This window comes from Caulobacter sp. ALps2, assembly GCF_058681635.1.
In genome coordinates this window covers 976,183-1,001,946 of the sequence record NZ_CM178743.1, presented here as the reverse complement: position 1 = coordinate 1,001,946, position 25,764 = coordinate 976,183, and the positions used below count along the sequence as shown (strand labels likewise).

At 67.2% G+C, this 25,764-nt stretch carries 22 protein-coding genes and 1 pseudogene; 11 read left to right on the top strand and 12 right to left on the bottom strand.

Features of this window, described 5'->3' with window-relative positions; translation table 11 throughout:
• Positions 1-4 precede the first annotated feature (4 nt).
• Both ACW173_RS04500 and ACW173_RS04495 read left to right on the top strand, forming a co-directional pair.
• Positions 5-673 (top strand): YjbE family putative metal transport protein, encoded by a 669-nt coding sequence (locus ACW173_RS04500; protein WP_492083679.1) that lies wholly within the window; start codon positions 5-7, stop codon positions 671-673.
• A complete protein-coding gene (locus tag ACW173_RS04495; RefSeq protein ID WP_492083678.1) occupies positions 670-1,746 on the top strand; it encodes an AbrB family transcriptional regulator in 1,077 nt (358 codons plus the stop codon). Before ACW173_RS04500 ends, ACW173_RS04495 begins: the two co-directional genes overlap by 4 nt.
• Here the strand turns inward: ACW173_RS04495 and ACW173_RS04490 are convergent.
• The 4 genes from ACW173_RS04490 to ACW173_RS04475 form a co-directional block, all read right to left on the bottom strand.
• The gene (locus ACW173_RS04490) at positions 1,743-4,070 is read right to left on the bottom strand and encodes a TonB-dependent receptor (protein WP_492083677.1); all 2,328 of its coding nucleotides are present in this window, start codon (positions 4,068-4,070) and stop codon (positions 1,743-1,745) included. The two genes, ACW173_RS04495 and ACW173_RS04490, sit on opposite strands and share 4 nt — an antisense overlap.
• Before the next feature lie 37 nt (positions 4,071-4,107).
• Positions 4,108-5,055: a FecR family protein gene (locus ACW173_RS04485; protein WP_492083676.1), complete on the bottom strand. Its 948-nt coding sequence runs from the start codon at positions 5,053-5,055 to the stop codon at positions 4,108-4,110.
• A gap of 82 nt (positions 5,056-5,137) precedes the next feature.
• Entirely contained in the window at positions 5,138-5,692 is a 555-nt protein-coding gene (locus ACW173_RS04480) for an RNA polymerase sigma factor (protein ID WP_492083675.1), read from the bottom strand.
• A 97-nt stretch (positions 5,693-5,789) separates the two neighbouring features.
• Complete coding sequence (locus tag ACW173_RS04475) at positions 5,790-6,482, bottom strand: Crp/Fnr family transcriptional regulator (RefSeq protein ID WP_492083674.1); 693 nt, start codon at positions 6,480-6,482, stop codon at positions 5,790-5,792.
• A 103-nt stretch (positions 6,483-6,585) separates the two neighbouring features.
• Here ACW173_RS04475 and ACW173_RS04470 point away from each other — a divergent pair, with 103 nt between their 5' ends.
• Entirely contained in the window at positions 6,586-7,365 is a 780-nt protein-coding gene (locus ACW173_RS04470; protein ID WP_492083673.1) for a class II aldolase/adducin family protein, read from the top strand.
• Between the two features lie 257 nt (positions 7,366-7,622).
• Here the strand turns inward: ACW173_RS04470 and ACW173_RS04465 are convergent, their stop codons facing one another.
• Together ACW173_RS04465 and ACW173_RS04460 are read right to left on the bottom strand one after the other, a co-directional pair.
• On the bottom strand, positions 7,623-8,543 hold the full coding sequence (locus tag ACW173_RS04465; protein ID WP_492083672.1) for a LysR family transcriptional regulator: 921 nt from the start codon (positions 8,541-8,543) through the stop codon (positions 7,623-7,625).
• A gap of 42 nt (positions 8,544-8,585) precedes the next feature.
• A complete protein-coding gene (locus ACW173_RS04460; RefSeq protein ID WP_492083671.1) occupies positions 8,586-9,599 on the bottom strand; it encodes a phosphoglycerate dehydrogenase in 1,014 nt (337 codons plus the stop codon).
• 263 nt (positions 9,600-9,862) lie between these two features.
• On the opposite strand from ACW173_RS04460, the pseudogene ACW173_RS04455 reads away from it, so the two are divergent.
• Positions 9,863-10,771 (top strand): annotated as a pseudogene (locus ACW173_RS04455) (transposase); the annotation flags it as partial.
• Between the two features lie 281 nt (positions 10,772-11,052).
• Here ACW173_RS04455 and ACW173_RS04450 read toward each other — a convergent pair.
• From ACW173_RS04450 to ACW173_RS04430, 5 genes are all read right to left on the bottom strand, one after another.
• Positions 11,053-11,250, bottom strand: coding sequence for a hypothetical protein (locus ACW173_RS04450; RefSeq protein ID WP_492083670.1), 198 nt, complete (start codon positions 11,248-11,250; stop codon positions 11,053-11,055).
• Positions 11,204-11,854, bottom strand: a complete 651-nt coding sequence (locus ACW173_RS04445) for an RNA polymerase sigma factor (protein WP_492083669.1) — start codon at positions 11,852-11,854, stop codon at positions 11,204-11,206. The genes ACW173_RS04450 and ACW173_RS04445 overlap by 47 nt, the downstream gene beginning before the upstream one ends.
• A 103-nt stretch (positions 11,855-11,957) precedes the next feature.
• Positions 11,958-12,332 carry a flagellar protein FliS gene (locus ACW173_RS04440; protein ID WP_492083668.1) on the bottom strand — a complete coding sequence of 125 codons (375 nt, stop codon included), beginning with the start codon at positions 12,330-12,332 and terminating at the stop codon, positions 11,958-11,960.
• Positions 12,319-14,007: a flagellar filament capping protein FliD gene (gene fliD, locus ACW173_RS04435; RefSeq protein ID WP_492083667.1), complete on the bottom strand. Its 1,689-nt coding sequence runs from the start codon at positions 14,005-14,007 to the stop codon at positions 12,319-12,321. Before fliD ends, ACW173_RS04440 begins: the two co-directional genes overlap by 14 nt.
• A gap of 60 nt (positions 14,008-14,067) precedes the next feature.
• The gene (locus ACW173_RS04430; RefSeq protein WP_492083666.1) at positions 14,068-14,892 is read right to left on the bottom strand and encodes a flagellin; all 825 of its coding nucleotides are present in this window, start codon (positions 14,890-14,892) and stop codon (positions 14,068-14,070) included.
• Between the two features lie 236 nt (positions 14,893-15,128).
• Here ACW173_RS04430 and ACW173_RS04425 point away from each other — a divergent pair, with 236 nt between their 5' ends.
• Genes ACW173_RS04425 through ACW173_RS04405 form a run of 5 tightly spaced genes read left to right on the top strand, consistent with a single transcriptional unit; the run spans position 15,129 to position 19,611 of the window.
• On the top strand, positions 15,129-15,407 hold the full coding sequence (locus tag ACW173_RS04425; protein ID WP_492083665.1) for a flagellar hook assembly protein FlgD: 279 nt from the start codon (positions 15,129-15,131) through the stop codon (positions 15,405-15,407).
• Positions 15,408-15,410: 3 nt separating this feature from the next.
• Positions 15,411-16,688: a flagellar hook protein FlgE gene (gene flgE, locus ACW173_RS04420; RefSeq protein WP_492083664.1), complete on the top strand. Its 1,278-nt coding sequence runs from the start codon at positions 15,411-15,413 to the stop codon at positions 16,686-16,688.
• Between the two features lie 2 nt (positions 16,689-16,690).
• Positions 16,691-16,993, top strand: coding sequence for a hypothetical protein (locus tag ACW173_RS04415; RefSeq protein WP_492083663.1), 303 nt, complete (start codon positions 16,691-16,693; stop codon positions 16,991-16,993).
• A gap of 5 nt (positions 16,994-16,998) precedes the next feature.
• Complete coding sequence (gene flgK / locus ACW173_RS04410) at positions 16,999-18,711, top strand: flagellar hook-associated protein FlgK (RefSeq protein WP_492083662.1); 1,713 nt, start codon at positions 16,999-17,001, stop codon at positions 18,709-18,711.
• The gene (locus ACW173_RS04405; protein WP_492083661.1) at positions 18,712-19,611 is read left to right on the top strand and encodes a flagellin; all 900 of its coding nucleotides are present in this window, start codon (positions 18,712-18,714) and stop codon (positions 19,609-19,611) included.
• A 321-nt stretch (positions 19,612-19,932) separates the two neighbouring features.
• On the opposite strand, the gene ACW173_RS04400 is transcribed toward ACW173_RS04405, so the two are convergent.
• On the bottom strand, positions 19,933-20,895 hold the full coding sequence (locus tag ACW173_RS04400) for an MBL fold metallo-hydrolase (RefSeq protein ID WP_492083660.1): 963 nt from the start codon (positions 20,893-20,895) through the stop codon (positions 19,933-19,935).
• Positions 20,896-21,199: 304 nt separating this feature from the next.
• Between ACW173_RS04400 and ACW173_RS04395 the strand changes: the two genes are divergently transcribed.
• A complete protein-coding gene (locus ACW173_RS04395; protein ID WP_492083659.1) occupies positions 21,200-22,252 on the top strand; it encodes a hypothetical protein in 1,053 nt (350 codons plus the stop codon).
• 211 nt (positions 22,253-22,463) lie between these two features.
• Complete coding sequence (locus ACW173_RS04390; protein WP_492083658.1) at positions 22,464-25,706, top strand: TonB-dependent receptor; 3,243 nt, start codon at positions 22,464-22,466, stop codon at positions 25,704-25,706.
• Positions 25,707-25,764: the final 58 nt, after the last annotated feature.

The window sequence follows — 25,764 nt, the reverse complement described above, 5'->3', positions numbered from 1 at the left end:
CGTGATGCCGGCCAGCGCGATCGCGGAATTGACGGCCCTGGGCCAGGTGCTGATGATCGACTTGGTCCTGGCGGGCGACAACGCGCTGGCCGTGGGCTTGGCGGCCGGAGGCTTGCCGGCGGCCCAGCGGCACCAGGTGATCGCTTGTGGCCTGGCCGTTGCGGTCGCGCTGCGGATCGGCTTCGCCCTGGTCACCACATGGCTGCTCGGCGTCGTGGGCCTCCTGCTGGTTGGCGGGCTCCTGCTGCTGTGGGTGTGCTGGAAGATGTGGCGCGACCTGCGCGCCGGCGAGGCGGCGGCCGAGGCAGGCAAGGTCGCGCCGACAAAGAGCTTCGGCGCCGCCTTCGTGCAGGTGCTGGTCGCCGACGTCTCGATGTCGTTGGATAACGTCCTGGCCGTGGCCGGCGCGGCGCGGGAGCATCCCGGCGTGCTGGCTGCGGGCCTGCTTATCTCCGTGCTCCTGATGGGTCTGGCCGCCAACCTGGTGACCGGGCTCCTGCGTCGTCACCGCTGGATCGGCTATGCCGGCCTTGTGGTCGTAGTGTGCGTCGCCGGCCGGATGATGTGGGAGGGGCATCGGGAGGTCGTGGCCGATCTTGGCGCGGCCCAGGCCTATAACCGTCTTATGCCAGGAGCGCTGGCGATCACCTCGGCCGATAAGGTCGCGCCATGACCCTGCGGGATCATCTCAGACGTCCTTGGGTACAATGGACGCTGCTGGTCGTCGCCACCGCTCTCGCCGACGCCGTCCTGGCGGCCGTTCACGCGCCGGCGGCGCTCCTCCTGGGTCCACTAGCCATCGGGATCGCCTTCGGGGTCGCCGGAGCAGACATCCGGCCGCCGCCGCTGGTGCGAATGGGCAGTTCGGCGCTGATCGGCTGCTTGGTCGCCGTGTCGCTGGGCGCGGCGATGGGACCGGCCATGCTGGGCCACCTGCCAACCTTCCTCGCTATCAACGTCTCGACCCTCGCCTTGAGCCTCGGCCTGGGCTGGCTCCTGGCGAAGGTGGGGTGGTTCGAGGGCGCGACCTCGGTCTGGGGCCTGTCGCCCGGCGGCGCGGCCAGTATGATCGCCCTGGCCCAGGACATGGGCGCGGACGCCCGAACAGTGGCCATGATGCAGTACTTTCGAGTGCTGCTGGTGGCGGCCGCCGCCATCGGTCTGGCTCATCTGGCGGTTCCGGCGACGCACGCGGCGCCGGCGCGCGACTGGTTGGGCGCAATCCACTGGCTGGGCTTGGCCGAGACCTTCGGCCTCGCGCTGATCGGCGCCGTCCTGTCCAAGGTCCTGAAGTTCCCCGCCGGAATTTTCCTTATCCCCGGCCTACTGGGGGCGGGACTGATCGCGGCGGGCTGGCTGCATCTCCAGGCCCCGCCGCTGTTGGGCGCGGCGGCCTATGCCGTGGTCGGCTGGAACATCGGTCTTAGCTTCACCCGCCCGACCCTGGCCCATAGCGCCCGCGCCTTGCCCAGGATCATCGCAGCGACGCTGATTCTGATCGCCTTTTGCGGACTTTCGGGTCTGGCGCTCAGTCGGATGTGCGGCGTCGATCCGCTCACCGGCTACCTGGCCACCAGTCCCGGCGGGGTGGACTCCATCCTGATCATCGCCGCCTCCACGCCCGTCGACCTGCCGTTTATCCTCGCCGCCCAGGTCATGCGGATCATCCTGGTGTTGATGGTCGGTCCGTGGGCGGCGGGTCAGGTGGCGCGCTGGACGCAGGCGCCCATCGAGACGAGCGACTAGAACCGCGCCGACAGCCGCACGCCCGCCGTCCGGGGTCGCAGCGGCGTCACCTCGGCGTCGGCGCGATTGAACGGATTGCCGAATGCGAAGCTGTCGGAGGTCCGGTCAAACAGGTTGTCGGCATAGGCCGTCAGGGTCCAGCGTGGGGTCTCCCACGAAAGGCTCGCCGAGGCCTCGATGAAGTCGGGCGCGGGGGGCGCCTGGGGTTCCAGGTTCAGGACGGCGTGCCCGACATAGCGTGCCCGGCCCTGGAGACGGATCGTCGTCTCCGCGGCGAGGGACCGGTGGTAGTCGAAGGCGACGCTCGCTGTGGCGCCATTGATCCCGGCCAGGGCCACGCCCGCCGGGTCCAGCGCCGGGTCGCGCCGCTTGAGGCTAGGCTGGCTGATCAGCGCCGCCGTCCGAACGTCCAGGCTTGGCGTGACGCGCCACGTGGTTTCCAGCTCGAGCCCCAGATTGTGGCCCGCGCCGATATTGGCCGTGTAGGCCAAGCCGTCGGGTCGGTACTGGTCGCTCTGGATCGAGGTCCAGTCGGCCGCGAACAGGGCCGCGCGCATCTGCAGACGCCCATTCAGCCACCCGGCCTTGACGCCGATCTCATAGTTCCAGAGCTCGTCGGGATGGTAGCGGCCGGCCGCGGCGCCCAGGCGACCGGCGGTGTTGAAGCCGCCCGCGCGGTAGCCCTCGGCGGCCTGGGCGTAGAGCAGGAGGTCGGGAGAGGGCGCGTAGCTCAGCAGCAGCTTGGGCGACAGACCGTTCTCGTCAATGCGTCCAGAGAAGGCGCGCAAGCCTCCGCCCTGCGTCACCCGCGAGGCCGTGTCCAGGCCGTAGTCAAACCATCGCAGGCCCGCCGTCAACGACAGCCGCCTAGCCAGGGCGTAGGTGAGCTCGCCGTAGAGCGCCGCCTCGCGGATATCGTCAACGCGGGTCTCGGCGTAGGCTGCGTCCGTCTGAGCGCCGCGCGCATCGAGGCCGCCAAGCGCGGCGCCCATGCGGGTCTTGCCCGCCGAGACGAAGGCGCCGGCCAGGCCTTGAAGGCGTCCGCCGACTGGCGTGGCGTAGGTAACCTCGGCGACGGTCAGGTTGGTGCGCCTGGCCTCGTTGAACGCGGCGGTGACCGGCGGCAGGCCATACAGCGCCGTGGCTCCACTGGCGTCGAAGCGACTGGCGAAGTGGTGGCCCAAGCGCGAGGCGCTGGCGGTCAGTCGGCCCCAGGCGCCTTCGCCCGATACGGTCAGCGAACCCTGATCAAAACTGTTGTCATGGGGCTCGCGCACGGCGTTGTCGCGCAGCAGGGGGCCTAGGCGTCGCAGGCCATACTGGGTGTCGTCGTTGTGGATGGACTGGTGGGTCACCACCAGGTCGACGCTCCAGTCCTGGGCCAGGATGGCGCGCAGGGAAAGGCGCCCGCCGTGGCGATCGGAGTCGTTGGCGTGGGCCAGGCCCAGGGCGGGATTGGCGATGTAACCGTCGTTGCGCTCCCGGTAGGCGACCACGCGCGCCGCCGCCTTGCCCGCGAGCAGCGGCAGGTTGGCCGTCCCTTCCAGCTCGCTGCCCAGGCCCGCACCGCGCGTGACCGAGGCCCCGACGATCAGGTTGAGCGAGGTCTCGTCCAGGTCGGGCTTGCGCGTGACGATGCGGACCACTCCGCCGATCGAGCCGCCGCCGTAGAGCGTGCCCTGCGGTCCGCGCAGGATCTCGACCCGCTCGACGTCCGCCAGGCGCAGATCAGGATCGGGGGCGTTGTAGGTGACCGGGACCTCGTCGAGATAGAGGGCGACGATCGACTGGGTCTGGCCGGTATAGGCGCCGTCCGACAGGCCCCGCAGCAGGATCTTGTCGCGGCCAGGGCCAAGGTGGGTGGTGCTCATGCCGGCGACCTCGCCCCCCAGATCGCCCAGGTCCGCGACCCGGTCGCGGCGGGCCTGCTCGCCCGACAGCACTGATAGGGAAAAGGGCGTGCGGCCGGGCAGGTTCGGCTGACGCTGTGCGGTGACGATGATCTCTCCGAGCGGCGCTGTCGCCTTGAGCGCGCGGGGCGCGGGCTTGGGCGGGGCTTTCGCGACGGGGCGGATGATGATGGTGTCGGCGTCGATGCGCGTCCAGGCGCAGGCCGAGCCGGCGAGGACCCTGTCCAGGGCCTCGTCCAACGGCATCACGCCCGCGAGTCGCGGCGCGTGGCCACCGCAGCGTTCGAGATCGCCGCCCAGCGAGAGGTTGGCCTGCAGCGCCAAATCCAGCAGGGCGGCGCGCACCGGCTTAGCCGCCAGGCGCAGGCGGACCTTGGCCGGCGCGGCGGCCTGGGCCGGGGCGGGGATAAGCATCGCCGCGACTGCCGCCGCCAGGATCCAGCGGGCGGCCTTAGCGGGCCTTAAGGATGATCTCATCGCGACCGAACTGCGCCCGGATCGGCGCGAAGGCTTCCAAGCGGCGAACCATGGCCGCCTGGTCGTCCTGTTTGAAGACGCCCGTCACTCTGACGGAGAGGACACCCACCTCCACCCGCACCTTGCGCGGGCCATAACGACTGAAGTCGGCGGCCACCTCTGCGAGGGGCGTGCGGTCGTAATAGAGCTGGCCGCGCGTCCAGCCGAAGGCCTGGTCTGGATCGGCGGCGCGAACGGCCTGGGCGAGCGAGCCCTCGCGGTGCGCCAGCTGCTGCCCCTTGCCGAGCCGGACAATGCTCCGGCCATCGAGATCGCCGACGGCGACCAGGCCGCGCCGGACGGTCACGGTCGTCTGCCCGGCTGCGCGCACAATGTCGAATTCGGTCCCCAGCACCCGCACGCTCCGATCGCCGGCGGTGACCACGAACGGGCGATCGGGGGCATGCGCCACGTCGAAGGCCGAGGCGCCGGCAACCAGCTGTACCTCTCGTAAGCCTCGGGCGAGGCGCGCGCGGACGTGCGTCGCCGGCCCCAGGGTCAGGCGTGAGCCGTCCTCCAGCACCACCGTGCGCAACTGGCCCGGTGCGGTAGCATAGTCGCTCCAGGACGAAGAGGGCGGCCGAGCGATCAGCACGGCTGCCAGGATCGCGGCGGCCGCAGCCAGGCCGCCGAGCAGCCATGCCCGCCTGCGTGGCCGGGCGGATGTCCGGACCCGCCGCGCGGCGGGGGCGATCGGCTCCGCCGCCGGCGACTCAAGGTCCTCCCAGAAGGCCTCGACCGCGTCATAGGTCTCGCGGTGACCGGGCGAGGCGTCCAGCCACGCGGTGAAGACGCGCCAGTCGTCGACCTCCATGTCGCCGCGCACGCGGGCGCACCAGCCGATGGCCTCCCGCTCCACGGCGCTGATCTGTGGCTTGGTCATGCGCATCCGCCCACGGCCCGGCCTTGGTCGGCGCGGGGCTCGGCCACAAAGACGCCGCGGTCCGCCCTCCACCCTACGAGGTTCATCGTCCCACCTTTGCGTAGAGATGGGCCAGGGCCGCGCTCATGTGCTTCTCGATCGACTTCTTCGCGAGGCCCAGGCGCTGGGCCGTCTCGGCGTAGGACAGGCCCTCGATCTTGTGCAGGCGGAAGATCTCTTGCGTACGGAGGGGCAAGGCTCGCAAGGCCTCGCCGATCCGCTCCAGTCTCTGGCGGGCGATCAGGGCGGTTTCGGCGTCGGGATCCTCGGCCACGTCGACCCGGCCCGACGCGCTGTGGCTTGCCTGGCGCCAGGCGTCATCGCGGACACGGCTGCGGCGGCCGCGCCGCAGCCAGTCCAGCATGTGATTGTGGGCGAGGCGGTAGAGAAAGGCGGGAGCGTTGCGTACCTCCTGCTCCTCGATGCCGCGGATCTTCACATAGAGGTCCTGGACCAGGTCCTCGACATCGGCCTGCGGGCCAAGGCGCGCGCGATAAAAGCCTCGCAACTCGTCCTGGCGCGCCAGGTAGGTTTCGAGGAGCCGCGTTGCAGCCGGCGCGGGATGGGCGAGCGGAGCTTTTTCGTCGGTCGTGGACAAGTCTTACGCACGCGATCCTGAGCCAGAGCTTCTTGCCTCAAGGATTCTATTTAATCAATAACTGGATCCAAAATGGTCGAATGTGGATGCTTTCTGCTCAGGCCCAGGAACCACCGGGTTCGCCCAGCCGGGTCAGGCGCGTCTGGTCCAGGATGGTGATGCTGGCGTAGCCCAGCGCCACGACACCCGCATCTTCCAGCGCGCGCAGGCCCCGGTTCAGCGTCTGGCGACTGACGCCGACCACGCTGGCCAGTTCGGTCTGGCGGATGCAGAGCGGACCGGGCGCGCCAGCCTCGGCGGCGGCCTTGGCCAGGGCGCGGGCCAAACGCACGGCGGTCGGCTGGGCGGCGCGCTGCTCGATGAAGGCCAGGGCCGCGCGCTGGTTGGCGCAGACCAGTAGTCCAAGGTCCCGCCATAGGACGGCCGCCTGCTCGCCCAGCCGCGTCACCGAAGCTGGCGACAGGTGCAGCACGCTGGCCGCGCCAAAGGCGATGGCGTCGTGCGGCCTGGGCCCTCCGTCCAGGGTCGAGAGCTCCCCGAACCAGGCGCCCGCGCCCAGGATCCGCACGAGGATCTCCAAGCCGCTAGCTGGATAACCGACGAGCCGCACCTGGCCCTCCAGCACCGCCCACAGGCCGTTGGGGGGATCGCCGGCCCCGTAGAGTCGCGTCCCTTCGGGCGCCAGCGTGACGCTGGCCTCGCCCAGGATCAGTGCGCGTCGCTCGGCGGGGAGGGCGGCGAACCAACCGCCGGTCTCCAGGATGCGGCGATGCTCGATAGTGGGGCGCATGGCGGTATTCTAGCGAGGTCTTCCGACGAGATTGTCGCGGGCGCGACAATCTCGTTCTCGGCCGGGTGCTAGCTTCGCGTCAAACATAACGGAGGATATCGATATGACGGCCACCCTGAAAGTCGCCCCTGGTGTGCGTGAACGGGTCTCGTCGGCGGAATGGGCCCTGCGGGTCGACTTGGCCGCAGCCTTCCGCCTGGCGGCGCTCTATGGCTGGGACGATCTGATCTTCACCCATATGTCGGTGCGGATCCCCGGACCAGAGCACCACTTCCTGATCAACTCCTACAGCAACATGTTCGAGGAGGTCACCGCCTCCAACCTGGTGAAGATCGACCTGAATGGCGACAAGGTCATGGACTGCCCCGGTGCGGTGATCCGGGCGGGCTTCGTGATCCATTCGGCGATCCACAGCGCCCGCGAGGACGCCAACGCCGTCATCCATCTGCACACCCCGCAGGGCCAGGCCGTGGCCGCCTCGGCTGATGGCCTGCTGCCGGTGACCCAGACGGCGATGATCATCCACCCCGAGGTCGCCTATCACGAATCCGAGGGCATCGCGGAGGACATGGCCGAGCGCGAGCGCTTGGTCGCAGACCTCGGCGCCAAGAACGCCATGATCCTGCGCAACCATGGCACCATGGCGGTGGGCGAGACGATCCAGCAGGCCTTCCTGCGCATGTACTTCCTTGAACGCGCCTGCCAGGCCCAAGTGATGATGCCCGGCGCTGGCGCATGGGGAATTCACTCGCCACAGGCCGGGGTGGCCGAGGTGATCAGGCGACAGGTCAGCGGCCCGGCGACCAAGCTGATTTCCGAGCAGTTCGCCTGGCCGGCGCTGCTGCGCAAGCTGGACCGGATCGACCCGACCTTTCGCGACTGAGCATACAGGGCGATAGAAAATCCGCATCGAACCATGCTTGGCGCAAAGTTGGAAAATCGCCCTTGGAACCAGGCGGCCGGGCTAGGATCCGTCGTCAGTCGAAGACTGGTTCCCACCTCGCTGAGCCGCTCGTCCCTTCCGGTTCTGGGGAGCGCCGACCTTGTCCTCTTGCACGTCGTGGACGAGGCGTTGGCCGCAGGGGCGACTCGGACCGGGCGCGTCGATGCCCTGTGGCGCGCCCGGTCTTTCTTTTCTTTTCAGGTCGCCTCGGCCCGGGTCTTCAGGCGTACCCAAAACGCCTCGGCGGCGACCGTCTGACGCGCGCGTGGGCGATACAGCCGGATGTCGATCGGCACGTCCCACGTCTCGTCGCCGGCCCGTACGAGGCCGCCGTCTGCCAAGTCGCGGGCGATCAGGCTCGTGGGCAGCCACGCCAGTCCACGACCGGCCCGGGCCATCGCCGCCAGCACCGTCGCCACGTGGGCGGTGAAGCGAGGCGTCAGCCACATTGACGGACCATCCAGCGCGTGGGTCGAGGCCAGGATTCTACCCATGCCCGAGACCTCGCCGAACGCCAGGTATGGCGCAGGCGCGTCCGGCCGCCCGGGCAGGGAGAACCGCGGCCGCATCGGGGTGTCGAGGGCCGGCGCGCTGACCGGGACCAAGACGTCGCGACCGATGTCGATCCAGGTGAAGTAGTTTGGCCGGAACGAGACCGGCGTCGAGGGATGGTGATGGCAAAGCAGGAACTGGGCCTGGCCCTGCTGTATCAGCCGTTCGCACCCGGTCATGTTGTCGGTCACCAGGCTAACGGACGAGCTGAGCGGGGCCTCGGTCTCTATCGCCTCCAGCCACTGCGGGAAGAAAGTGATCGACAGGGCGTGGGTCGAGGCGAAGCGCAAGGTCGAGACGAAATCCTCGGCCATGGCCCGGGTCTGTTCGCGGCCCAGCTGCAGGCGGCGCAGCAGGTCCTCGGCGGTCGGTTTCCACTGCTCGCCGGCCGGGGTCAGGGCGACGCGATGGGTGTCGCGGTTGAACAGTGGCGCGCCGAGCCAGGTCTCGAGCAGGCGGATCCGGCGGCTGAAGGCGGGCTGGGAGAGGTTGCGCGCCTCGGCCGCGCGCCCGAAATGCTGGTGGTCGACCAGCGTTAGGAAGTCTTCGAGCCAGTCCAGTTCCATGAGGCGCGGTGCTTTCCGCGGTTCACCCGCGGTCCTTGTCGATCAGTGGCCGGAGCGGCCGGGGCGACCGTCGGCGACAACACACTCTGGCGCGGGATCGCCACCGTCAAGGACGGCTACAATCGAGCGGGCCGCGACCAGGTTGGTGCGGTCCAGGCCTTCGCGCGACGAAGCTCCCGCGTGCGGCGTGCCGACGACGTTTTGCAGCGCCAGCAGCGCCTGGGAGATGGGCTTGTAGGCTGGGTCGCTCTCGCTGGCAAAGACGTCCAGGCCGGCTCCGCCTAGCCGTCCCGCGCGCAGGGCGTCCAACAGGTGTGCGTCCTCGACGAGGCCGCCGCGCGCGGTGTTGATGAGGATAGCGCCCGGCTTCATCGTCTCGATGGCGCTGGCGTCGATAAGGAACCGGGTTTGCGGCGTCAGCGGCGCGTGCAGGGTGACGTAGTCGCTGCGCGCGAGCAGCTCGGGAAGATCGACGACCTCGACACCGGAGGTCTTGGCATAGTCTGGATCGGGGCGCGGCGTGCAGACCAGCACCCGGCAATCGAACCCGGACAGCCGCTTGACCACGCTCCTGCCGATCCGGCCCAGGCCCACGACGCCAACGGTCTTCTCGCAGAGGTCCGAACCCATCAGGATCGACCAGTCGCCGTCCAGCATCCGCTGTTGAGATTCGCGGAAGCGCCGGCCGACAGCCAGCATCAGACCAATCACATGGTCGGCGACCGAGGCGTCGTTGCCGCCCGCCGCGATGGCCACCACCCGGCCTAGATCCCGCGCGGCTTGGAGATCGACCCGCTCGTAGCCCACGCCCCGCCGAGAGACGACCTGCAGATCCGGCAGGGCCTCCAGCAGCGCCCGCGTCACCCGCGCATGGCCGACGATCCAGCCCGACGCGCCGGCCAGCATCGCCACCAAGGCGTCATGATCCAGGTCGCCGTCGGCCTTGCCCGTCGGCAATGACGCGATCTCGACCTCGATCCCGTTGGCGCGCAGATAAGCCAGAGTCCTATCGTCGAAGAAGCGCTGTGTGATGACGATTTTCCGAGAGCGAGGCATGTCCTGCGATTTCCTGACGCGTATTCCAAAGCCCAGAAAAAGGCCATGGTCGTGAAGCGTGCCACCTCGTCATGCGCATTGTTCGATGCAAATATTGGAATGCCAGTCTGATCGGCCAGATTGCGGCGTTCCCAATGGGCCCACGCGAACATCCGCTTCCCGGAGCGAAGGCAATGTCAGCAATTGACTGATTGTGTTGAAAAAGGCCGTTGAGGCGGCGCCTGCGGCCTGATTCACTCCTGTTGTAGCAGGAGGTCGCGGCCATGATGGGCGAGCGTCGGATCGAGCAGCCGGCTCTGTTCTACGAGTTCTCGCTCGATGGGCACGTGCCCCAGGATCACCTGCTGCGCGCCATCGATCGGTTCGTCGATCTGGAAGGCGTGCGGGCCCATTTGGCGCCGTTCTACAGCGTGATCGGCCGGCCCTCGATCGATCCGGAGCTGATGATCCGGATGCTGCTGATCGGCTACTGCATGGGCGTGCGCTCCGAGCGCCGACTGTGCGAGGAGGTCCACCTCAACCTCGCCTACCGCTGGTTCTGCCGCCTGGGCCTGGACGGCGACGTGCCCGATCACTCCACCTTCTCCAAGAACCGCCACGGCCGCTTCCGCGACAGCGACCTGCTGCGCGAACTGTTCGAGAGCGTGGTGCGCCGCTGCATGGCCGAGGGCCTGGTCGGCGGCGAGGGCTTCGCCGTCGACGCCAGCATCATCCGCGCCGACGCCAGCCGGCACAGGACCGCCGTCGACGGCGCCGCGGGCTTGCCGGCAGAGGCCGCCGGGCGGGCCATCGAGGAGTATCTGGCGGTCCTGGACGACGCGGCCTTCGGCGCGGCCACGCCCGTCACGCCCAAATACATCTCGCTGTCGGATCCGGCCTCGCGCTGGACCACCGCCCAGGCCGGGCCGGCCAGCTTCGCCTACTGCACCAACTACCTCATCGACCTGGATCATGCGGTGATCGTCGATGTCGAGCCCTCGACGGCGGTGCGCCAGGGCGAGCTGGCCGCCTGTCGCACCATGATCGAGCGGGCCAACGACCGCCTTGGTCTCTATCCCGAGCGCCTGGCCGCCGACACCGCCTACGGCACGGCCGAGATGCTCGACTGGCTGGTCCATGATCAGGGCATCGACGAACATGAGCCGGCTCTGGGTGAGCGAGGCGCGCTTGACGAGCTGGCGCTGCCGCTCTGTCTCGCGCTGGTAGGCTCGGGTCTGTACCGATGCCCAGACTTGATCCGGCTCTATGTAACGTGGGGGCTGTCACGTTAACCGCGCCAAGTCGCGAAGGGTGAATACTTGACCGCCTCGGGCGGTAGCTGTCGCCCACGCCGCGTGGGCCTGCGCGCGGAAGCGCCGAAGCGTTGGGCGGCTGATCAGATGAGGTTGGGTGTTGAAGGTGTTGTAGAGGGCGGCGTGAGGGGGGGGGAGAAAGCGCTGGGCGGCGGCGCTGCTCAGGGATGGTCGCGAACGGCGGCGACGATCATCTCGGTCAGGTCTTGATCGGCGCGCGCGTTGTCGCTGGCCGCCGCCAGCAGAGCCACGGCCTCGTCGCAGCGCGCGAGGAGCTCGATCGCGTCATCGCGGTCGGTCCAGGCCGAGAGGTCAGGGCCGAGCGCCGAGAGGTGTCGTCGAAAGTCGGAAAGATCCATGACCGCTGAGGCTCTTCTGCCTTTGGATGAGGGTCCGTAAGCTCTGCTTGCCCCGCTTGAGGAGCGAGCGCACGGCCTGTTCGGTTGTGTCCAGTGCGCGCGCTATTCTAGCCACGTCCTGGTCCTCGAAATAGAACATTGTCAGCGCCCGGCGCTGACTGTCGGGCAGCCGGGCCAAGCCGTCGCGCAGGGAGATCGCGCGCTCGCGCCGTTCCAGCGCCTGGTGCTGGTTCTCGACGTCGCCGGCCGGCGCCGCCTCGGCCAGGCGGGTGATGGTCTCATGCGATTCCGGGATCGCGCGGCGGGCCCGATAACGATCGATGGCCTTGTTGACCGTGATCCGATGCAGCCAGGTCGTGAACCGCGCCTCCTGGGTCCAGGTCGCCCGCGCCCGCCAGGCGGCGACGAAGGCCTCCTGCGCCACGTCTTCGGCCTCGTGCGCGTCGGCCAGGATGTTGAGCGCCAACCGCCGCACGACGCCGGCGTGGCGGTCGACCAGCACACGAAAGGCAAGCTCGTCACCATCGCGGCAGGCCTTGAACAGAGCCTCGTCCGGCAAAACGGAAAGCGTCTGGGCATGATCGGTGGCGGTGTGCGTCGACATGAGAATTTCCGCAGTTCTGTGCGAATTCCTCAGAGCAACGACCGTGCCAGAAATATGTATTCACCGGCGATTCAAGCGACAATCTATCATAATATTCTGCGAGTTATCCCTGAGTAGATTTGTGAAACTCTTTGCACAGGGGCTGAAGCAATTGGATAGCTGCTTCGTATGATCTGGATGCATTTTCGCCACGATCGCCACCATTCATCAGGTTCAGCAATCTTTGGTAGAAGGCTTTGAGCGCCGCTCCATCTCGTCCGACTGCGGAAAAATTCAAAGTTGCAATAAGAATAGTAAGTATGCGTACCGAGCGAACGACGTAATCGCACATAACATCGAGTCTTTTTTGCTCATGGGCATCTTTTGCCGAGATAATCGCGCGATATAGGTCGGCATGGACATTCGCCAGAATGTCACGAGGGTTTTGATTTAGCTGCCGAGAAGCGTTGTATGCTCTCAGAGCGCTATTCATCGTCATTGCTTGAGCTCCCGAGTATGGCCTTGATTTGCTGCTGTAGTACCTGGGCTGCATACAGCTCCTGCTCCATGGCCGCGTATTTCTGGACCAGCTTGGTGCGGTAGGTTTCGGCGTCGTCACGGATCTGGCCGGACTTGTCCGAGAGGGTTGTGTTGGCGTCGTTCAGGCTCTGGATCTGCTGCTGGATCATGCCTGTCGCGCTGTCGGCGTAGCTGTTGAGCAGGGTGGTCACGAGGTCGGCGAAACCCTGCCGCAGGCTGACGTCGATCGAGGTGCTCTGAGTGGCGACGAGGGCGAACGACAAGCCGTCGTAGATCGTGCCGCTGGCCCCGACGATGCGGTTGCCCGAGACGGTGAAGAGATCGCTCTGCCCGCCCACCGTCACGTCGGTGATCGCCCCGTCCACCACGGTGACGTCCATCGTGAACGCCAGCGAGGCCGAGGTGTCGTTCTTCAGCCATTTAAGAGCGCTGTCGCTGCTCGAAAACTTGGTCTCGAAGAAGCTCCGCAGGCTATCCAGGTTCTCCAGCAGCAGGTTGTCCAGCGTGGTCTCGTCCGAGAGTTCCAGCTGATTGTCGGCGTTGAGCGTGATCCCCAGCGAGGCCAGGGCGCCGACCGTGTCGTCGGCCGAGGCGGGGCTCTCGCCCAGCAGGTCCGACAGTTGCTTGGTGACGCCGCGCAGGATGGAGTCGGCGAACAGAACCGCGTCGTCGGCCACCGCGCCGTCGGCCGAGACCGTCTGGTTGGTGTCCACGAATTCGCGCAAGGCGTTGTAGGCGTCGACAAAACCGGTGATCGCGGTTTTCACGTCCTCGTAGTTGGGCTCGATATCCAGCGTGATGGTCTGGCCGGAAGTGGCCTGGAGCAGCGAGATCGACAGGCCCGGAATGGTGTCGGTCAGCTGGTTGCCGGAACTGGTCACCTCCAGCCCGTCGATGGTGACGACGGCCGGCTGGGCCGCTTGCAGCACGTTGGCGAAGGCGCCGTCGCTGTTGGTGAGGCCGATCGCCTGGGCCGCGCCGCTGGTGTCGCTGACCTGGATGTCGACATCGGTGTCGTCGGCCGACAGCACCAAGCGATAGTCGCCGTCGGCCACCTTCAGCAGGGAAGCGTTGACGCCGGTCGTTCCGCTCTGGGCGTTGATCGCGGCGGCCAGGCCCGTGAGCGTCATGTCCGAGGTCAGGGCGATCGTCGCGCTGGTCCCGCCCTCGACGCCGATCGTGAAGTCGCCGCTGGCGCCCAGCGCCGCCGCGGCGTCCTGGGCGGTGGAGGCGACCTTCATCGCCTTGGCCAATTGGGTGACGGTGATCTCATACGAGGCGGCGACGGCGTCGTCGTCGGCCGCCACGGCGATCACGTCGGTGGCGTCCGAGCCGTCGGAGGCCGTGAGATAGGCCGCCTTCTCGTTGAACGCGTTGCCGTCGGCCGAGAGGCTGGAATAGGCGACCGACTTCAGCGAAGACAGTGAACTGGTGATGTTCGACAGCAGCGACCGCAGGCTCTGGTAGGCGCTGATCTTCGTCGTGTTGGTCGTGACCTTGGCGTCCAGCGTGTCGGCGCGCGCGGTCTTCTGGGCCACCGCCGCCGAAACCAGCGAGGCGGTGTCCATGCCTGAGATCGTGCCGCTGATGTAGCTGGTCGACCCGTTGGTCGAGACGGAACTGGTGGAGGTCATTGGGGGCGCCAAGAAGCGGCGGGAGGACGCCTAAGCCCTCCCGCCAAGAGGAAGAGCCGACTACTGCAGCAGCTTCAGAAGCGACTGGCTCATCGAGTTGGCCTGCGAGAGGGCCGAAATCGCGGCGCTGGTCAGCGTCTGGTAGTTGGTGAAGTTGGTCTGCTCGGTCGCGATATCGACGTCCGAAATCGCCGACTCCGCCGACTGCAGGTTCTCCAGCGAGGTGCTGATCACGTCGCCCCGGAACTCGAAACGCGACAGGGTCGCGCCGACATTGGCCCGCATCTCCGACACCTGGGTGATGGCGGCCGAGATGAGGTCCATGTTCGCCGCGGCCGAGGCCGCGTCCGTGATCGCGGTGCCGCTCAGCGACAAGTCCGACGTGGTGGCGCCGTCCAGCTTCACCGTGATGGTGTCGGTGCTGGCGGTGCCGACCAGGAAGTCCACGCCCGTCGAGTAATCGCTCGCGCCATCCAACAGGGCCACGCCGTTGAAGTTCGTGGTGTTGGTGATGTCGTCGATTTCCTCAAGCAGCTGCTGGTACTCCGCGTCGATGTAGCCGAGGTCGTCGGCGCTGGAGCTGCCCGACTGGGCTTGGGCCGTCAGCGAATTCATGCGCTGAAGGATGTCGGCCACGTTGGACAGCGCGCCGTCGGCCGTGTTCAGCACCGAAGTGCCGCTGGTGACGTTGGTGGCGGCTTGGTTGAGCACGGTGATGTCGGCGTTCATGGAGGTGGCGATAGCGAGGCCTGAGGCGTCGTCCTTCGCGCTTACGATCCGCGAGCCGCTCGACAGCTTGGCCAGGGATTCGCTCTGCGCCGTCGAATTGTTGTTCAGATAGCGCAGGGCGGTGTTGGCCGCCGTGTTGGTCGAGATAACAGGCATTTTCTAATCCGCTTCTCTTCGGACGCCGGTCGGGGAAATCCCGACCGGAAAGCGACGCCCGCGGTTCTTCGCAAGCGTGCTTCGAAGGCTTGAACGGCGCGTCCCACGAGGATGGGGCGGTTTTTCTTGGCCTGAATTTTTCTCGAATTTTCTGCGCCCCATGGGTCGGGGAGCCTCCGTTCAACAGGTCATCGGCGCCGGCAGGGCGTCGCACCGCTCGAACCAAGAGGCGTCCGATGACCGCCATCACCTCCACGACCAGCGCCGCGACGACGACCGCCACCACGGCGTCGACTTCGCTGAAGCTGGGCACGACCGATTTCCTGCAGCTGCTGATGACCCAGCTGACCAACCAGAACCCGCTGGATCCGAGCGACCCCACCGAATTCACCAGCCAGTTGGCGACCTATTCGGGGCTCGAGCAGCAGATCTCGATGAACGACACGCTGACGACGATGTCGGACAGCCTCTCGTCGCTGCTGACCCAGGTCCAGCTGATGTCGTCGGAGGGCTGATCCATGTCGCTTTCCGCCGCCCTCTCGACCGCCGTCTCGGGCCTGACCGCCCAGAGCCGCGCCCTGTCGGCGATCTCCGAGAACATCGCCAACTCCTCGACCACCGCTTACAAGACCACCGACGTCTATTTCCAGACCCTGGTCAGCGGCTCCAAGGGCTCGGCCACCTCGACCAGCGCGGTCACCGCCAAATCGTCCCAAGGCATGAGCGTCCAGGGCACGATCTCTTCGACCAGCACCGCCACCAACGTCGCCATCCAGGACGCCGGCTTCTTCGTCGTCACCGCCAACCCCGGCAGCGCGGCGTCCGAGGACATGTACACGCGCAACGGCAGCTTCGAGAAGGACGCCGACGGCTACCTCGTCAACACCGAGGGCTACTACCTTATGGGCTGGCCGACCGACGCGGACGGCGACGTTCTGGCGTCGAACACCAACGACCTGACGGGCCTGTCGGCGATCAACCTGTCCTCGATCGGCGGCACGGCCAAGGCCACCACCACCATCGAGATGACGGCCAACGTCCCGGCCGACGCGGCGACGGGCGCTTCCTATACGACCAGCATGCAGCTGATCGACTCCCTGGGCGTCAGCCACACGGTCGGCCAGACCTGGACCAAGACCGCCAGCAACACCTGGGCGCTATCGCTGTCGGACCCGGTGCTGACCTCGGACGGCGTCACGACCTCGGGCACGATCAGCGGCGGGCCCTATACGGTCAGCTTCAACACCGATGGCTCGCTGGGCTCGATCACGCCGGATCTCGACTTCTCGATCACCGGGTTCGACAGCGGCGCGGCCGACAGCGCCATCACCCTGGACATCGGCGACATCGGCGGCACCGATGGGGTCACCCAGTACGCCTCGACCTCGTCGACCCTGGGGTTGGAGAACGTCTCCACCGAGCAGGACGGCGCCCTCTATGGCGAGCTGTCGGGCATCAGCATCGACTCCAACGGCCTGGTCACCGCCAATTTCGACAATGGCATCAGCCTGGCGATCTTCCAGATCCCGATCGCCACTTTCAGCAACCCGAACGGCCTGACCCTGGTCTCGGGCACCACCTATGACGAGAACACCGCCGCCGGCCAGGTGCACCTGAACCTGCCCGGCGAGGGTGGGGCCGGTTCGCTGGTCGCCAGCGCGCTGGAAGGCTCGACCACCGACATCGCCAGCGAGTTCAACAAGATGATCATCGCGCAGCAGGCCTACTCGGCGGCCTCGCAGGTGGTCAGCACGGCCGGCGACATGTTCGACACCCTGATGCAGGCCGTGCGCTGACCATGGCCGTGGTCGAGAAACTCCAAGCCAGGGTCCGGGCCTCGCGGGCCAGCGGCGGCGAGACGCCGGTCGTCGAGACGGTGGCCGACGCCATCGCCCTGGCGCGCGCGGTGTCCCAGCGGCTGGACGACCTGTCCGGCGACGAACGCCTGCTGATGCTGTCGAACCTGGACGAGGTGCGCCGCGCCCTGGATGGCCGCATGGCCCGGCTGGAGGCCGACATGGCCGAGCGGCGCGGACGCCTCACGGCGGTCAGCCAGGGCCTGCGCGCGATCGACGGCTATGCCGGGCGGCGGGGAGGCTAGAGCCGATGTCCCTGACCTCCATCCTGGTCTCGGCGGGCGCGGGCCTGACGACCGCTCAGTACCAGATGGCGGTCTCGCAGACGAACGTCGCCAATGCCGACACCGCCGGCTACAGCCGCAAGACCGTCGCCGCCACCGCCACGACCACGACCCTGGCGGTGTCCTCGGCCACGGTGACGCGGGCGGCGGACGCCTACCTGGGCAAGACCGTCGACAAGACCGCCGCCGCCAACGGCCGCGACGCGGTGATCGACACCTACCTGCAGGCCTATGACGCGAGCCTGGGCTCGGTGGGCGGCGGTGACGACATCTCCAGCCTGCTGACCACCTTCCAGACGGCTTTGACCAACCTGGCCGCCTCCAGCACCGCCTCGACCAAGGCGGCGACGGTCTCGGCGGCGTCTGGCCTGGCCTCGTCGATCCGCGCGCTGTCGGGCGAGATCCAGTCGCTGCGCACCCAGGCCAACAGCGACATCGCCGACACGGTCGACACGATCAATGCGACGCTCTCGACCCTGAAGACCCTGAACGACCAGATCGTTTCCACCACCGCCTCGGGCGGGGACACTAGCGACCTCTTGGACCAGCGCGCCGCGGCGGTCACCACCTTGTCCTCGCTGGTCGGGGTGACGACCTACACCACCTCCGACAACCGGGTGATGGTCTACACGACCGCCGGCCAGCAGCTCCTGGGGACGGCGGCGGCGACCCTGTCCTACGACGCCTCCAGCGCCCTGTCGGCCAGCGCGACCTATCCGGGCTCGATCTCGGGGATCACCGTCAACGGCCAGGACATCACCACATCGATCACCACCGGCAAGCTGGGCGGGCTGATCGCCCTGCGCGACGACACCCTGGTCGACGAGCAGGCCGGCCTGGATCAATTGGCCGCCAGCCTGATCGCCCAGGTCAACGCCGCAGCCAACACGGGCTCCAGCAGCCCGGCGGCGTCCAGCCTGACCAGCGCGTCGACGGTCTCGGGTTCGGACGCCTTCAGCGCCTCGGGATCGCTGCGCGTGGCGGTGACCGACTCCAGCGGGAAGGTCACGGCGACGGAGGGCCTGGATCTCTCGGCCTATGCCACGATCGACGACCTGGTCACCGGACTGAACACCGTTGGCGGGCTCAACGCCACGATCACCGACGGCAAGCTGGTGATCGCCACGACCTCGCCCAACGGCGTGGCCCTGGGTGACATCGACACCTCGATATCGGGCCAGGGCTTTTCGAACTGGTTCGGCTTTAACAACGTCTTCAGCGGATCCTCGGCCAGCGACATCGCCGTCTCGTCGAGCCTGGCGGCGGACTCCTCGACCTTTCCGACCGCCAGGCTGGACACCGCCGGGACGCTGGGCGTCGGAGATGTCGCCATCGCCTCAGGCGCCTCGACCACGGCCGACGCGATCTCGGCGGCGCTCTCGGCGGACATGTCGTTCACCTCGGCCGGCGGGCTGGCGGCCGGCAAGTCCAGCCTGATCAACCGGGCCGCCGGCTTCGTCTCCGCCGCCGCCACCCTGGTCTCGAACGCCGCCACCCAGGCGACGACCTCCAGCGACGCCTACACGTCGGCGACCACGCGGCTCTCCAACCTGACCGCCGTCAATCTGGACGAGGAGTTGGCCCAGCTGGAGATCTACCAGCAAGCCTATCAGGCCAACGCCCAGTTGGTGTCGATGGTCCGCGACCTGTTCGACGCCCTGATGAGCATGGTGAGCTAGATGATCACCCGGATCGGCTCCTTCGCCCATTCCAGCGCCCTGATCGCCGCCAGCCTGCGCACCCAGGCCAAGCTGGCCAACCAGCAGACGCAGGAGGCCACCGGCCTCAAGTCGACCTCGTTCGGCGGACTTGGCGCGGACGCCGCTTCTCTGCTGCGCCTGTCCAGCCAGTCCTCGCGCCTGACCGCCGACAACGCCGCCGCCGGCATCGCGGCCAGCTATGTGCAGTCGGCCTATGCGGCGGTCGGCGACATCGCCGACCTGGCCTCGACCATCAAGACCCAGCTGGCCGCCCAGATCAGCGGCTCGAACCTCGACGCCAGCGGTCTGGCCGCCTATGCGCGAGGCTGGCTGGATGACCTGCAGACCCAGCTGAACAGCCAGGTCGGCGGGGTCTATCTGTTCGGCGGCGAGGCGGTCGACCGCGCCCCCGTGGACGTTAGCGATCCGGACTATGATCCGACCACGGACGGCGACACGGGCTACTACCAGGGATCCTCGTCGGCTCGGACCTTCACCAGCGTCGACGGCACGAAGATCGCCCTTTCGACCACCGCCCAGGCGGCCGGCTTCGAGGCGCTGGCGCGCGCCCTCTCGGCGATCATCGCCAATCCCGACGACAAGACGACACTGGCCTCGGCCTTCGACCTGGTCGGCCAGGCGGTGACCGACATCGGCGCAAGCCAGGCCGCCCTCGGCGTCCAGGCCGACCAGCTCGCCAGCCTGGTCAGCCGCAACGAGGCCAAGATCGGCACGCTGGATGACCTGGCTTCCCAGCTGCGGGGCGCGGACCTGGCCCAGGCCGCCGTCCTGGTCACCAACTATCAGACCCAGCTGGAAGCCCTCTACTCGACGATCAGCACTCTCTCCTCCTCGAGCCTGCTGCAGTACCTTCGATAGAGCTGGTCAAGCCCTTCAGCTTCACGATTGGGATTCGTGGGAAACGACCCGCGCTTTGCGCGCGGGTCTGACGGGGGCGTCTCGCCAGAACTCTCGCGGGATAAAATCGCCAGGCGTCCGAATGCCAGTCCGTCGCTCAACCCGTGCCTTGAGTTCGCTCAATGCCATCGCACGGCGCTCTTGGCGGTCCGATCCCGATTTATTCTCTTCCGGATACGATTGGCATGGTCCGAGAACGAGGCGTGCGAGGCTTTCTGGCCACGCGTATTTGAGAGATCCAACTGGCCCGGCTTGCGCCGGGCCTTTTTCGCGACGGGCGTGCTAAAGCGCGTATCGGCGCCCTTCCTCCGCGATGACGAAGTTGAAGAAGCCGATCTTTTCGAGTTGTCGCTTGACCGACCCGCGGCTCGATCCCGGCGCTCCCGAAGGCTTTATGTGCGTGATGAGGATGGGCAGAGCGCTCATGCGCGCGTCGTCGTCTGTCATGCCGCGCAAGGTCTGAAGCTCGTTGTTCAGCCACATCGGGGTCAGGTGCCCGTAGAGCCTGGCGGTCGGAACGGGGTCGGGATAGGAGACCTCGATCAGCATTCCCCTCAGCCGCCCTTGCCGCACCAAGGGGGCCACGGCGCGCCAAAGATCTTCCAGGTTCGTGGAGTGCTCAACCGCGTCGGGCCCGGTATCGCCGAGGCAGAGAAAGGCGTCCGGTCCGCTTCGGAGCAGGAACGCGGTCGACGTCACGCCTCCGTGGGAAAGCGGGTAGGCGGTGACGGTCATGCCCGTTCCGGCGATCGGCGCGGGCGTCCCGCCCGGTTCCAGGTCCTTGTAGTGATACTTGGCGATGCGTGGCGGGGCGCCGCGGTCGCCCATGTTGGGCCATGCGACCCAGTTGAAATAGTGATCGGCAAGCGCCTGGTTCACTTGTGGCAGGCTCATGATGTCCTTGCTGGTGTCGTCCGGAGACGCCAGCACAAGTCCCGCGACATGGTCGAGGTGGGCGTGTGTGATCAGGTAGGCGGCGATCGAGCCCATCACTTGTTCGCGCGAGTTCGACCCTGGATAGCGCCCCGCGCGCACGGCCCGATCAAGGCCAGACGCGAGCGTGCCCGCGTCGCACATCACGCCGGACCGGGCCCCGCGGGCGACGATATGGTAGGCGCTGGTCGGCTCTTCCACGCCGCCCTTGACGCCCAGCGCGACCACCTCGAAGGCCGATGGCGGAGGCGCGGCCGCCGTGAGCAGGAGAAGCGCCGGAAGAAGCGCCCGCGAAAAACCTCGACCTTGCATCGCGCCTTGCCTGGAAAAGATTCGGAGCTTGTCGCGCCGGCGGCTGAATGACCAGCGTATCGGGCCTGGCGGCGTCGCGACGGGCGAGCAGCTTCATCTTGTCGCCGCCCGAAGCAGCAGGGCGCGCACGGGGGCGCCCGGTCCGGCGTCACACTGAAGTAAGATTTTATTTCCCACCTCGCGCTCGCTTGACCGGTATGCGTCCGACGCAGTTGCTTCCGGCCGGAACAGATGTTTCGGCGATACGCTGCGGCGTCGGGATCTATGTGCGGTGTTGCTGGGGCCGGTTGGGGAATTTGCGAGCATGTTGAACCTGTCCGTCTGGACGCGCCGATTCCTTCTGGCCGCGGCCTTCGCGGGGGCGATGACGACGTCGGCTCTGGCCCGGGCGCCCGTTTCGTCGCCCGCGCCGGCCGTGGCCTCCGCGCCCATTCCGATCCGCGTCGTCGTGGTGACGGCCTATGCGCTGGAAGACAAGGCCTGGATGGCCGAGGCTCCCCAGACGCTCGACTTCCCTAACGGTGTCGCGCCGTTGGGCTACGACCCGGCCAAGGGCGTGCTGATCCTGCGCACCGGCGTGGGCACCAACCATGCGGCCATCACCACCTTCGCGCTGGCGACCGATCCGCGCTTCGACCTTTCCAAGGCCTACTGGGTGATCGCGGCCATCGCCGGGGTCAATCCGAGCGAGGCCTCGCCGGGATCGGCGGCGTGGATCGGCAATGTCATCGACGTCGACTTCGGCAAGTGGGTCGATCCGCGCGAGGCCCCGCCGGAATGGACGGGCGGCTATCCACCGTTCCAGGCGCCGCGCGCCGACCGTCCGAGCAGCGTCTATTATCCGCTCAACATCGGCCTGCGCGATTGGGCCTACGGCCTGACGAAAGACGTTCCGCTTCCAGACACCGAAGCTCTGAAGACGGCGCGGGCGCGCTTTTCCAGCTATCCGAACGGTTCCAAGCCGCCGTTCGTGCTGACTGGGGATGAGATCTCCGGCCAGGCCTACTGGCACGGCGAAATGCTGACCAAGCGCTACGCCAAGCTCACCACCGACTTCAGCGGCGGCAAGAGCCGGTTCGTGATGACCGCCATGGAGGACACCGGCGTCGCCAACGCGCTGCGGCGGCTCACCGCGGTTGGCAAGGCCGACTACGATCGGCTGATCGTCCTGCGCACCGCCAGCAACTATTCACAGCAGGCCCCGGGCGAGAGCCCGGTCGACAGCATGAACCGCCCCTATGCCGGGGTCGGCGACGCCGCCGCCTACGCCGCGCGCGTCGTGGCCGGCAAGGTCGTCGACGAGCTCTCGGGCGACTGGGTCAAGTATCGCGACAAGATTCCCGGCGACGGGAAGTGAAGACCTGAGACGGCGGACCGCCCCCTCGCGGGTCGGTTCAGCCGCGAGGACGCGCCAAGCGTCCCGACCGTTGGGGGAAACACCGCAGGTTCCGACCTCACGGCTCGCCGTGCGCTCCGGCGCGTCGGCGAAGCGAGGGGGGCGGGGACGTAACGGCTTCAGTTCGGTGTGGCTCGGGGGGACCGCGGCGCACCACCACAAGGGGACCCACATGCGACATCTTTATGCCGCGAGCGCCATCGCGCTCGCCTTGTCGGCCACCGCGACAGCGGTCGTCGCGCAGGAAACGACCTCCTCGATCCGCGGCTCGGTGACCGCCGGCGGCGCGGCCGCCGTCAACGCCAGCGTCAGCGCCGTGCACGAACCCTCGGGCACGACCGCGAACGCCACCACCAACAGCGCCGGCGCCTTCAACCTGACCGGCCTGCGTCCGGGCGGCCCGTACACCGTGACGGTAACCGCGCCTGGCTTCGCGCCGGTGACCTCGCAGAACCTGTTCCTGAGCGTCGGTCAGCCCTATGTCCTGCCGATCAGCGTGGGCGACACCCAGGTCGACGAACTGGTGGTCACCGCCACGCGGGCGGAAAAGAGCGGTCCCCTGGTCACCGTGTTCGACCGCGATAGCATCGCTGGCGTGGCCTCGGTCTCCCGCGATATCCGTGACATCGCCCGTCGTGACCCGTTCGCCTCGTTCAACCCCAGCACCCGTGGCGTCTCGATCGCGGGTCAGAACGGCCGGACCAACCGCTTCTCGGTCGATGGCGTGCGCTTCTCGGACAACTTCGGCCTGAACCAGGGCGGCCTGCCCAGCGCGCGGGGCCCTATCCCCCTGGACGCCGTCGAGCAGCTGTCGGTCAAGATCGCGCCCTACGACATCTCCGAAGGCGACTTCCAGGGGGGCTCGATCAACGTGGTCCTGCGCTCGGGGGGCAACAAGTTCACCGGCGCCGCCGGCTATACCTATTCCGACGACAGCCTGATGGGGACGAAGTCCAAGGGCAGCACCTTCTCGCAGGAGATGACCTCCAAGACGCGCAACGCGTTCATCTCGGGCCCGATCATCAAGGACAAGCTGTTCTTCGCGTTCGCCTACGAGAAGCTCGACGAGACCGTCCCGTCGGTCTTCGGCCCGCCCGGCTCGGGCAACGCCGTGCCGAACCTGACCCAGGCCCAGGTCGATCAGGTCACCTCGATCGCCAAGTCGGTCTACGGCTACGACACGCTGGGCGTCCTCACCAGCCGTCCGGAGAAGGACAAGAAGTGGACGCTGAAGCTCGACTGGAACATCAACGACAACCAGCGCCTGTCGTATTCGACCATCCAGAACAAGGGTGAGACGATCGCGCTGAGCGGCGGCAGCTCGTCGATCACCTCGCCGGGCCTGGGCCTGGGTTCCTACGCCACCCATGAACCGGAACGGGTCGAGACCCACGCCCTGCAGCTGAACTCCAGCTGGACCAACGCCTTCAGCACCGAGCTGCGGGTCAATTATCGCGACTCGATGAAGGCGCCGATCTCGTTCGGCTCGCCGGGCTATAGCGACATCACCGTCTGCCTCGACCCCGTCACGGTCGGTTCGCTGAACCAGTGCACCCAGACGGGCACGCCGCGACTGGTCTTCGGCACCGAAGCGTTCAGCCAGGCGGACATCGTCGGGCAGAAGCAGTACGGCGCCGAGTTCGTCGCCCGCTACAACCTCGGCGACCACGCTTTCAAGGTGCATGCGTCGTATAGCCGGCTGAAGATCACCAACACCTTCGTGGCCAACTCGCTGGGCACCTACTATTTCGACTCCCTGGCCGACTTCCAGGGCCGCCAGGCCGGCCAGCTTCTTTACCAGTATTCGATCACCGGCTCGCTGGCGGATGTCAGCGCCAGCTTCGACTATGACCAGCTGACCTTCGGCGCCCAGGACAGCTGGGACATCACGCCCGACCTGAACGTCACCGCCGGCTTCCGTTTCGACGGCTACGAGATGAAGGACAAGGCGCCGCTCAAGACCTCGTTCGTCAATCGCTACGGCTTCGCCAACAACGCCAATATCGACGGCAACCTGGTTGTCCAACCCCGCGTCGGCGTGACCTGGCGGGCGACCGATCGTCTGACGGTCCGCGGGGGCTTCGGCCTGTTCAACGGCGGTTCACCGGACGTCTTCGTCGGCAACAGCTTCTCGAACGCCGGCGTCTTCACCAACACGGTGACGATCGGGCGCGCCGTCAGCGCCACCGGCTGCACCATTCCGGTCACGGTGACCAACGCCGCGGCGATCTGCGCGGCGGCCCTGAACAATGTGCAGGGCAACAAGATCGACCCGCTGGTGTCGGGCTACCTGCAGACCAACACCGCCGCCCTGGGCGCCTCGCCGACCTCGTTCTTCCTGCCGAGCTTCAAGCTGCCGGCGCAGTGGAAAACCAACCTGTCGGTCGACTACGTGGCCGATCTGGGCGAGCGCCTGGGCGACGGGTGGCGCTTTGGCGGCGATCTGTTCTACGGTCACGCCGACTCGGCGGCCTATTATACCGACCTGCGTCTGACCAAGGTCGGGACGGCGCCAGATGGCCGTCCGATCTATGCCGACACCTACACCAACACGGCCAACAGCGACCTGGCCATGCTGAGCACCGACAAGGGCAAGTCGATTATCGCCGTCGCCCGGGCCAGCAAGTCCTTCGACTTCGGCCTGGATACCGGCGTCAGCTACACCTACTCGGACGTGAAGTCGTTGTCGGACATGGGCAGCTACGCCTCGGGCGGTTCGACCGCCAGCGGCACCTATGGCGGCCAACCGATGGGCGATCCGAACCAGCCGGCGTACGGGACCTCGAGCTACGAGGTTCGGGACAACTGGAAGTTCAACATCGACTACGCCCACGCCTTCTTCGGTGACTACAAGACGAGTTTCAACCTGTTCGGCGAACTGCGCTCGGGCTCGCCCTACAGCCTGACGATGAACACCACCTCGTCCAACAGCCGCTCGACCCTGTTCGGCACGACCGGCGGCACCAACCGCTACCTGCTGTACGTGCCGGACGTCTCCAGCATCACCGCCGACTCCAAGGTCAGCTACGCCTCAACGGCCGTCTATGAAGCGTTCCGCGACTTCGTGAAGGCCAACGACCTGAGCCAGGGCATCATCGGCAAGAACACCGAGAAATCCCCGGACTACTTCAAGGTCGACTTGCACGTCGAACAGGAAATCCCCGCCCCGTTCCTCGGCTCGGCCCGCTTCAAGCTGTTCGGCGACGTCGAGAATCTGCTGAACCTGATCAACAGCGACTGGGGTTCCTACCGGACCTACAACCCGCTGACCTCGGTGGTGAACGTCGCCTGCGCCCAGCAGGCTGGCACGAGCTGCAACCAGTACTCGTACACGGCCTTCACCAAACCCACCCTGCAAGCCAACGCCCAACTGGGCGTCTGGCGCGTGCGCCTCGGGGCCCGCTTCGAGTTCTAGTTTTTACCGCTTAAGCTTCGGCCTCGGCGTTCTCGCCGAGGCCGATTCCATATCAGGG

Bases quoted from the DNA above. Each gene is read 5' to 3' on its own strand.
- ACW173_RS04500 (WP_492083679.1), top strand. From the start codon at position 5: ATGCCGGCCAGCGCGATCGCGGAATTGACGGCCCTGGGCCAGGTGCTG.
- ACW173_RS04495 (WP_492083678.1), top strand. From the start codon at position 670: ATGACCCTGCGGGATCATCTCAGACGTCCTTGGGTACAATGGACGCTG.
- ACW173_RS04490 (WP_492083677.1), bottom strand. From the start codon at position 4,070: ATGCTTATCCCCGCCCCGGCCCAGGCCGCCGCGCCGGCCAAGGTCCGC.
- ACW173_RS04485 (WP_492083676.1), bottom strand. From the start codon at position 5,055: ATGACCAAGCCACAGATCAGCGCCGTGGAGCGGGAGGCCATCGGCTGG.
- ACW173_RS04475 (WP_492083674.1), bottom strand. From the start codon at position 6,482: ATGCGCCCCACTATCGAGCATCGCCGCATCCTGGAGACCGGCGGTTGG.
- ACW173_RS04470 (WP_492083673.1), top strand. From the start codon at position 6,586: ATGACGGCCACCCTGAAAGTCGCCCCTGGTGTGCGTGAACGGGTCTCG.
- ACW173_RS04465 (WP_492083672.1), bottom strand. From the start codon at position 8,543: ATGGAACTGGACTGGCTCGAAGACTTCCTAACGCTGGTCGACCACCAG.
- ACW173_RS04460 (WP_492083671.1), bottom strand. From the start codon at position 9,599: ATGCCTCGCTCTCGGAAAATCGTCATCACACAGCGCTTCTTCGACGAT.
- ACW173_RS04450 (WP_492083670.1), bottom strand. From the start codon at position 11,250: ATGGATCTTTCCGACTTTCGACGACACCTCTCGGCGCTCGGCCCTGAC.
- ACW173_RS04445 (WP_492083669.1), bottom strand. From the start codon at position 11,854: ATGTCGACGCACACCGCCACCGATCATGCCCAGACGCTTTCCGTTTTG.
- ACW173_RS04440 (WP_492083668.1), bottom strand. From the start codon at position 12,332: ATGACGATGAATAGCGCTCTGAGAGCATACAACGCTTCTCGGCAGCTA.
- fliD (WP_492083667.1), bottom strand. From the start codon at position 14,007: ATGACCTCCACCAGTTCCGTCTCGACCAACGGGTCGACCAGCTACATC.
- ACW173_RS04430 (WP_492083666.1), bottom strand. From the start codon at position 14,892: ATGCCTGTTATCTCGACCAACACGGCGGCCAACACCGCCCTGCGCTAT.
- ACW173_RS04425 (WP_492083665.1), top strand. From the start codon at position 15,129: ATGACCGCCATCACCTCCACGACCAGCGCCGCGACGACGACCGCCACC.
- flgE (WP_492083664.1), top strand. From the start codon at position 15,411: ATGTCGCTTTCCGCCGCCCTCTCGACCGCCGTCTCGGGCCTGACCGCC.
- ACW173_RS04415 (WP_492083663.1), top strand. From the start codon at position 16,691: ATGGCCGTGGTCGAGAAACTCCAAGCCAGGGTCCGGGCCTCGCGGGCC.
- flgK (WP_492083662.1), top strand. From the start codon at position 16,999: ATGTCCCTGACCTCCATCCTGGTCTCGGCGGGCGCGGGCCTGACGACC.
- ACW173_RS04405 (WP_492083661.1), top strand. From the start codon at position 18,712: ATGATCACCCGGATCGGCTCCTTCGCCCATTCCAGCGCCCTGATCGCC.
- ACW173_RS04400 (WP_492083660.1), bottom strand. From the start codon at position 20,895: ATGCAAGGTCGAGGTTTTTCGCGGGCGCTTCTTCCGGCGCTTCTCCTG.
- ACW173_RS04395 (WP_492083659.1), top strand. From the start codon at position 21,200: ATGTTGAACCTGTCCGTCTGGACGCGCCGATTCCTTCTGGCCGCGGCC.
- ACW173_RS04390 (WP_492083658.1), top strand. From the start codon at position 22,464: ATGCGACATCTTTATGCCGCGAGCGCCATCGCGCTCGCCTTGTCGGCC.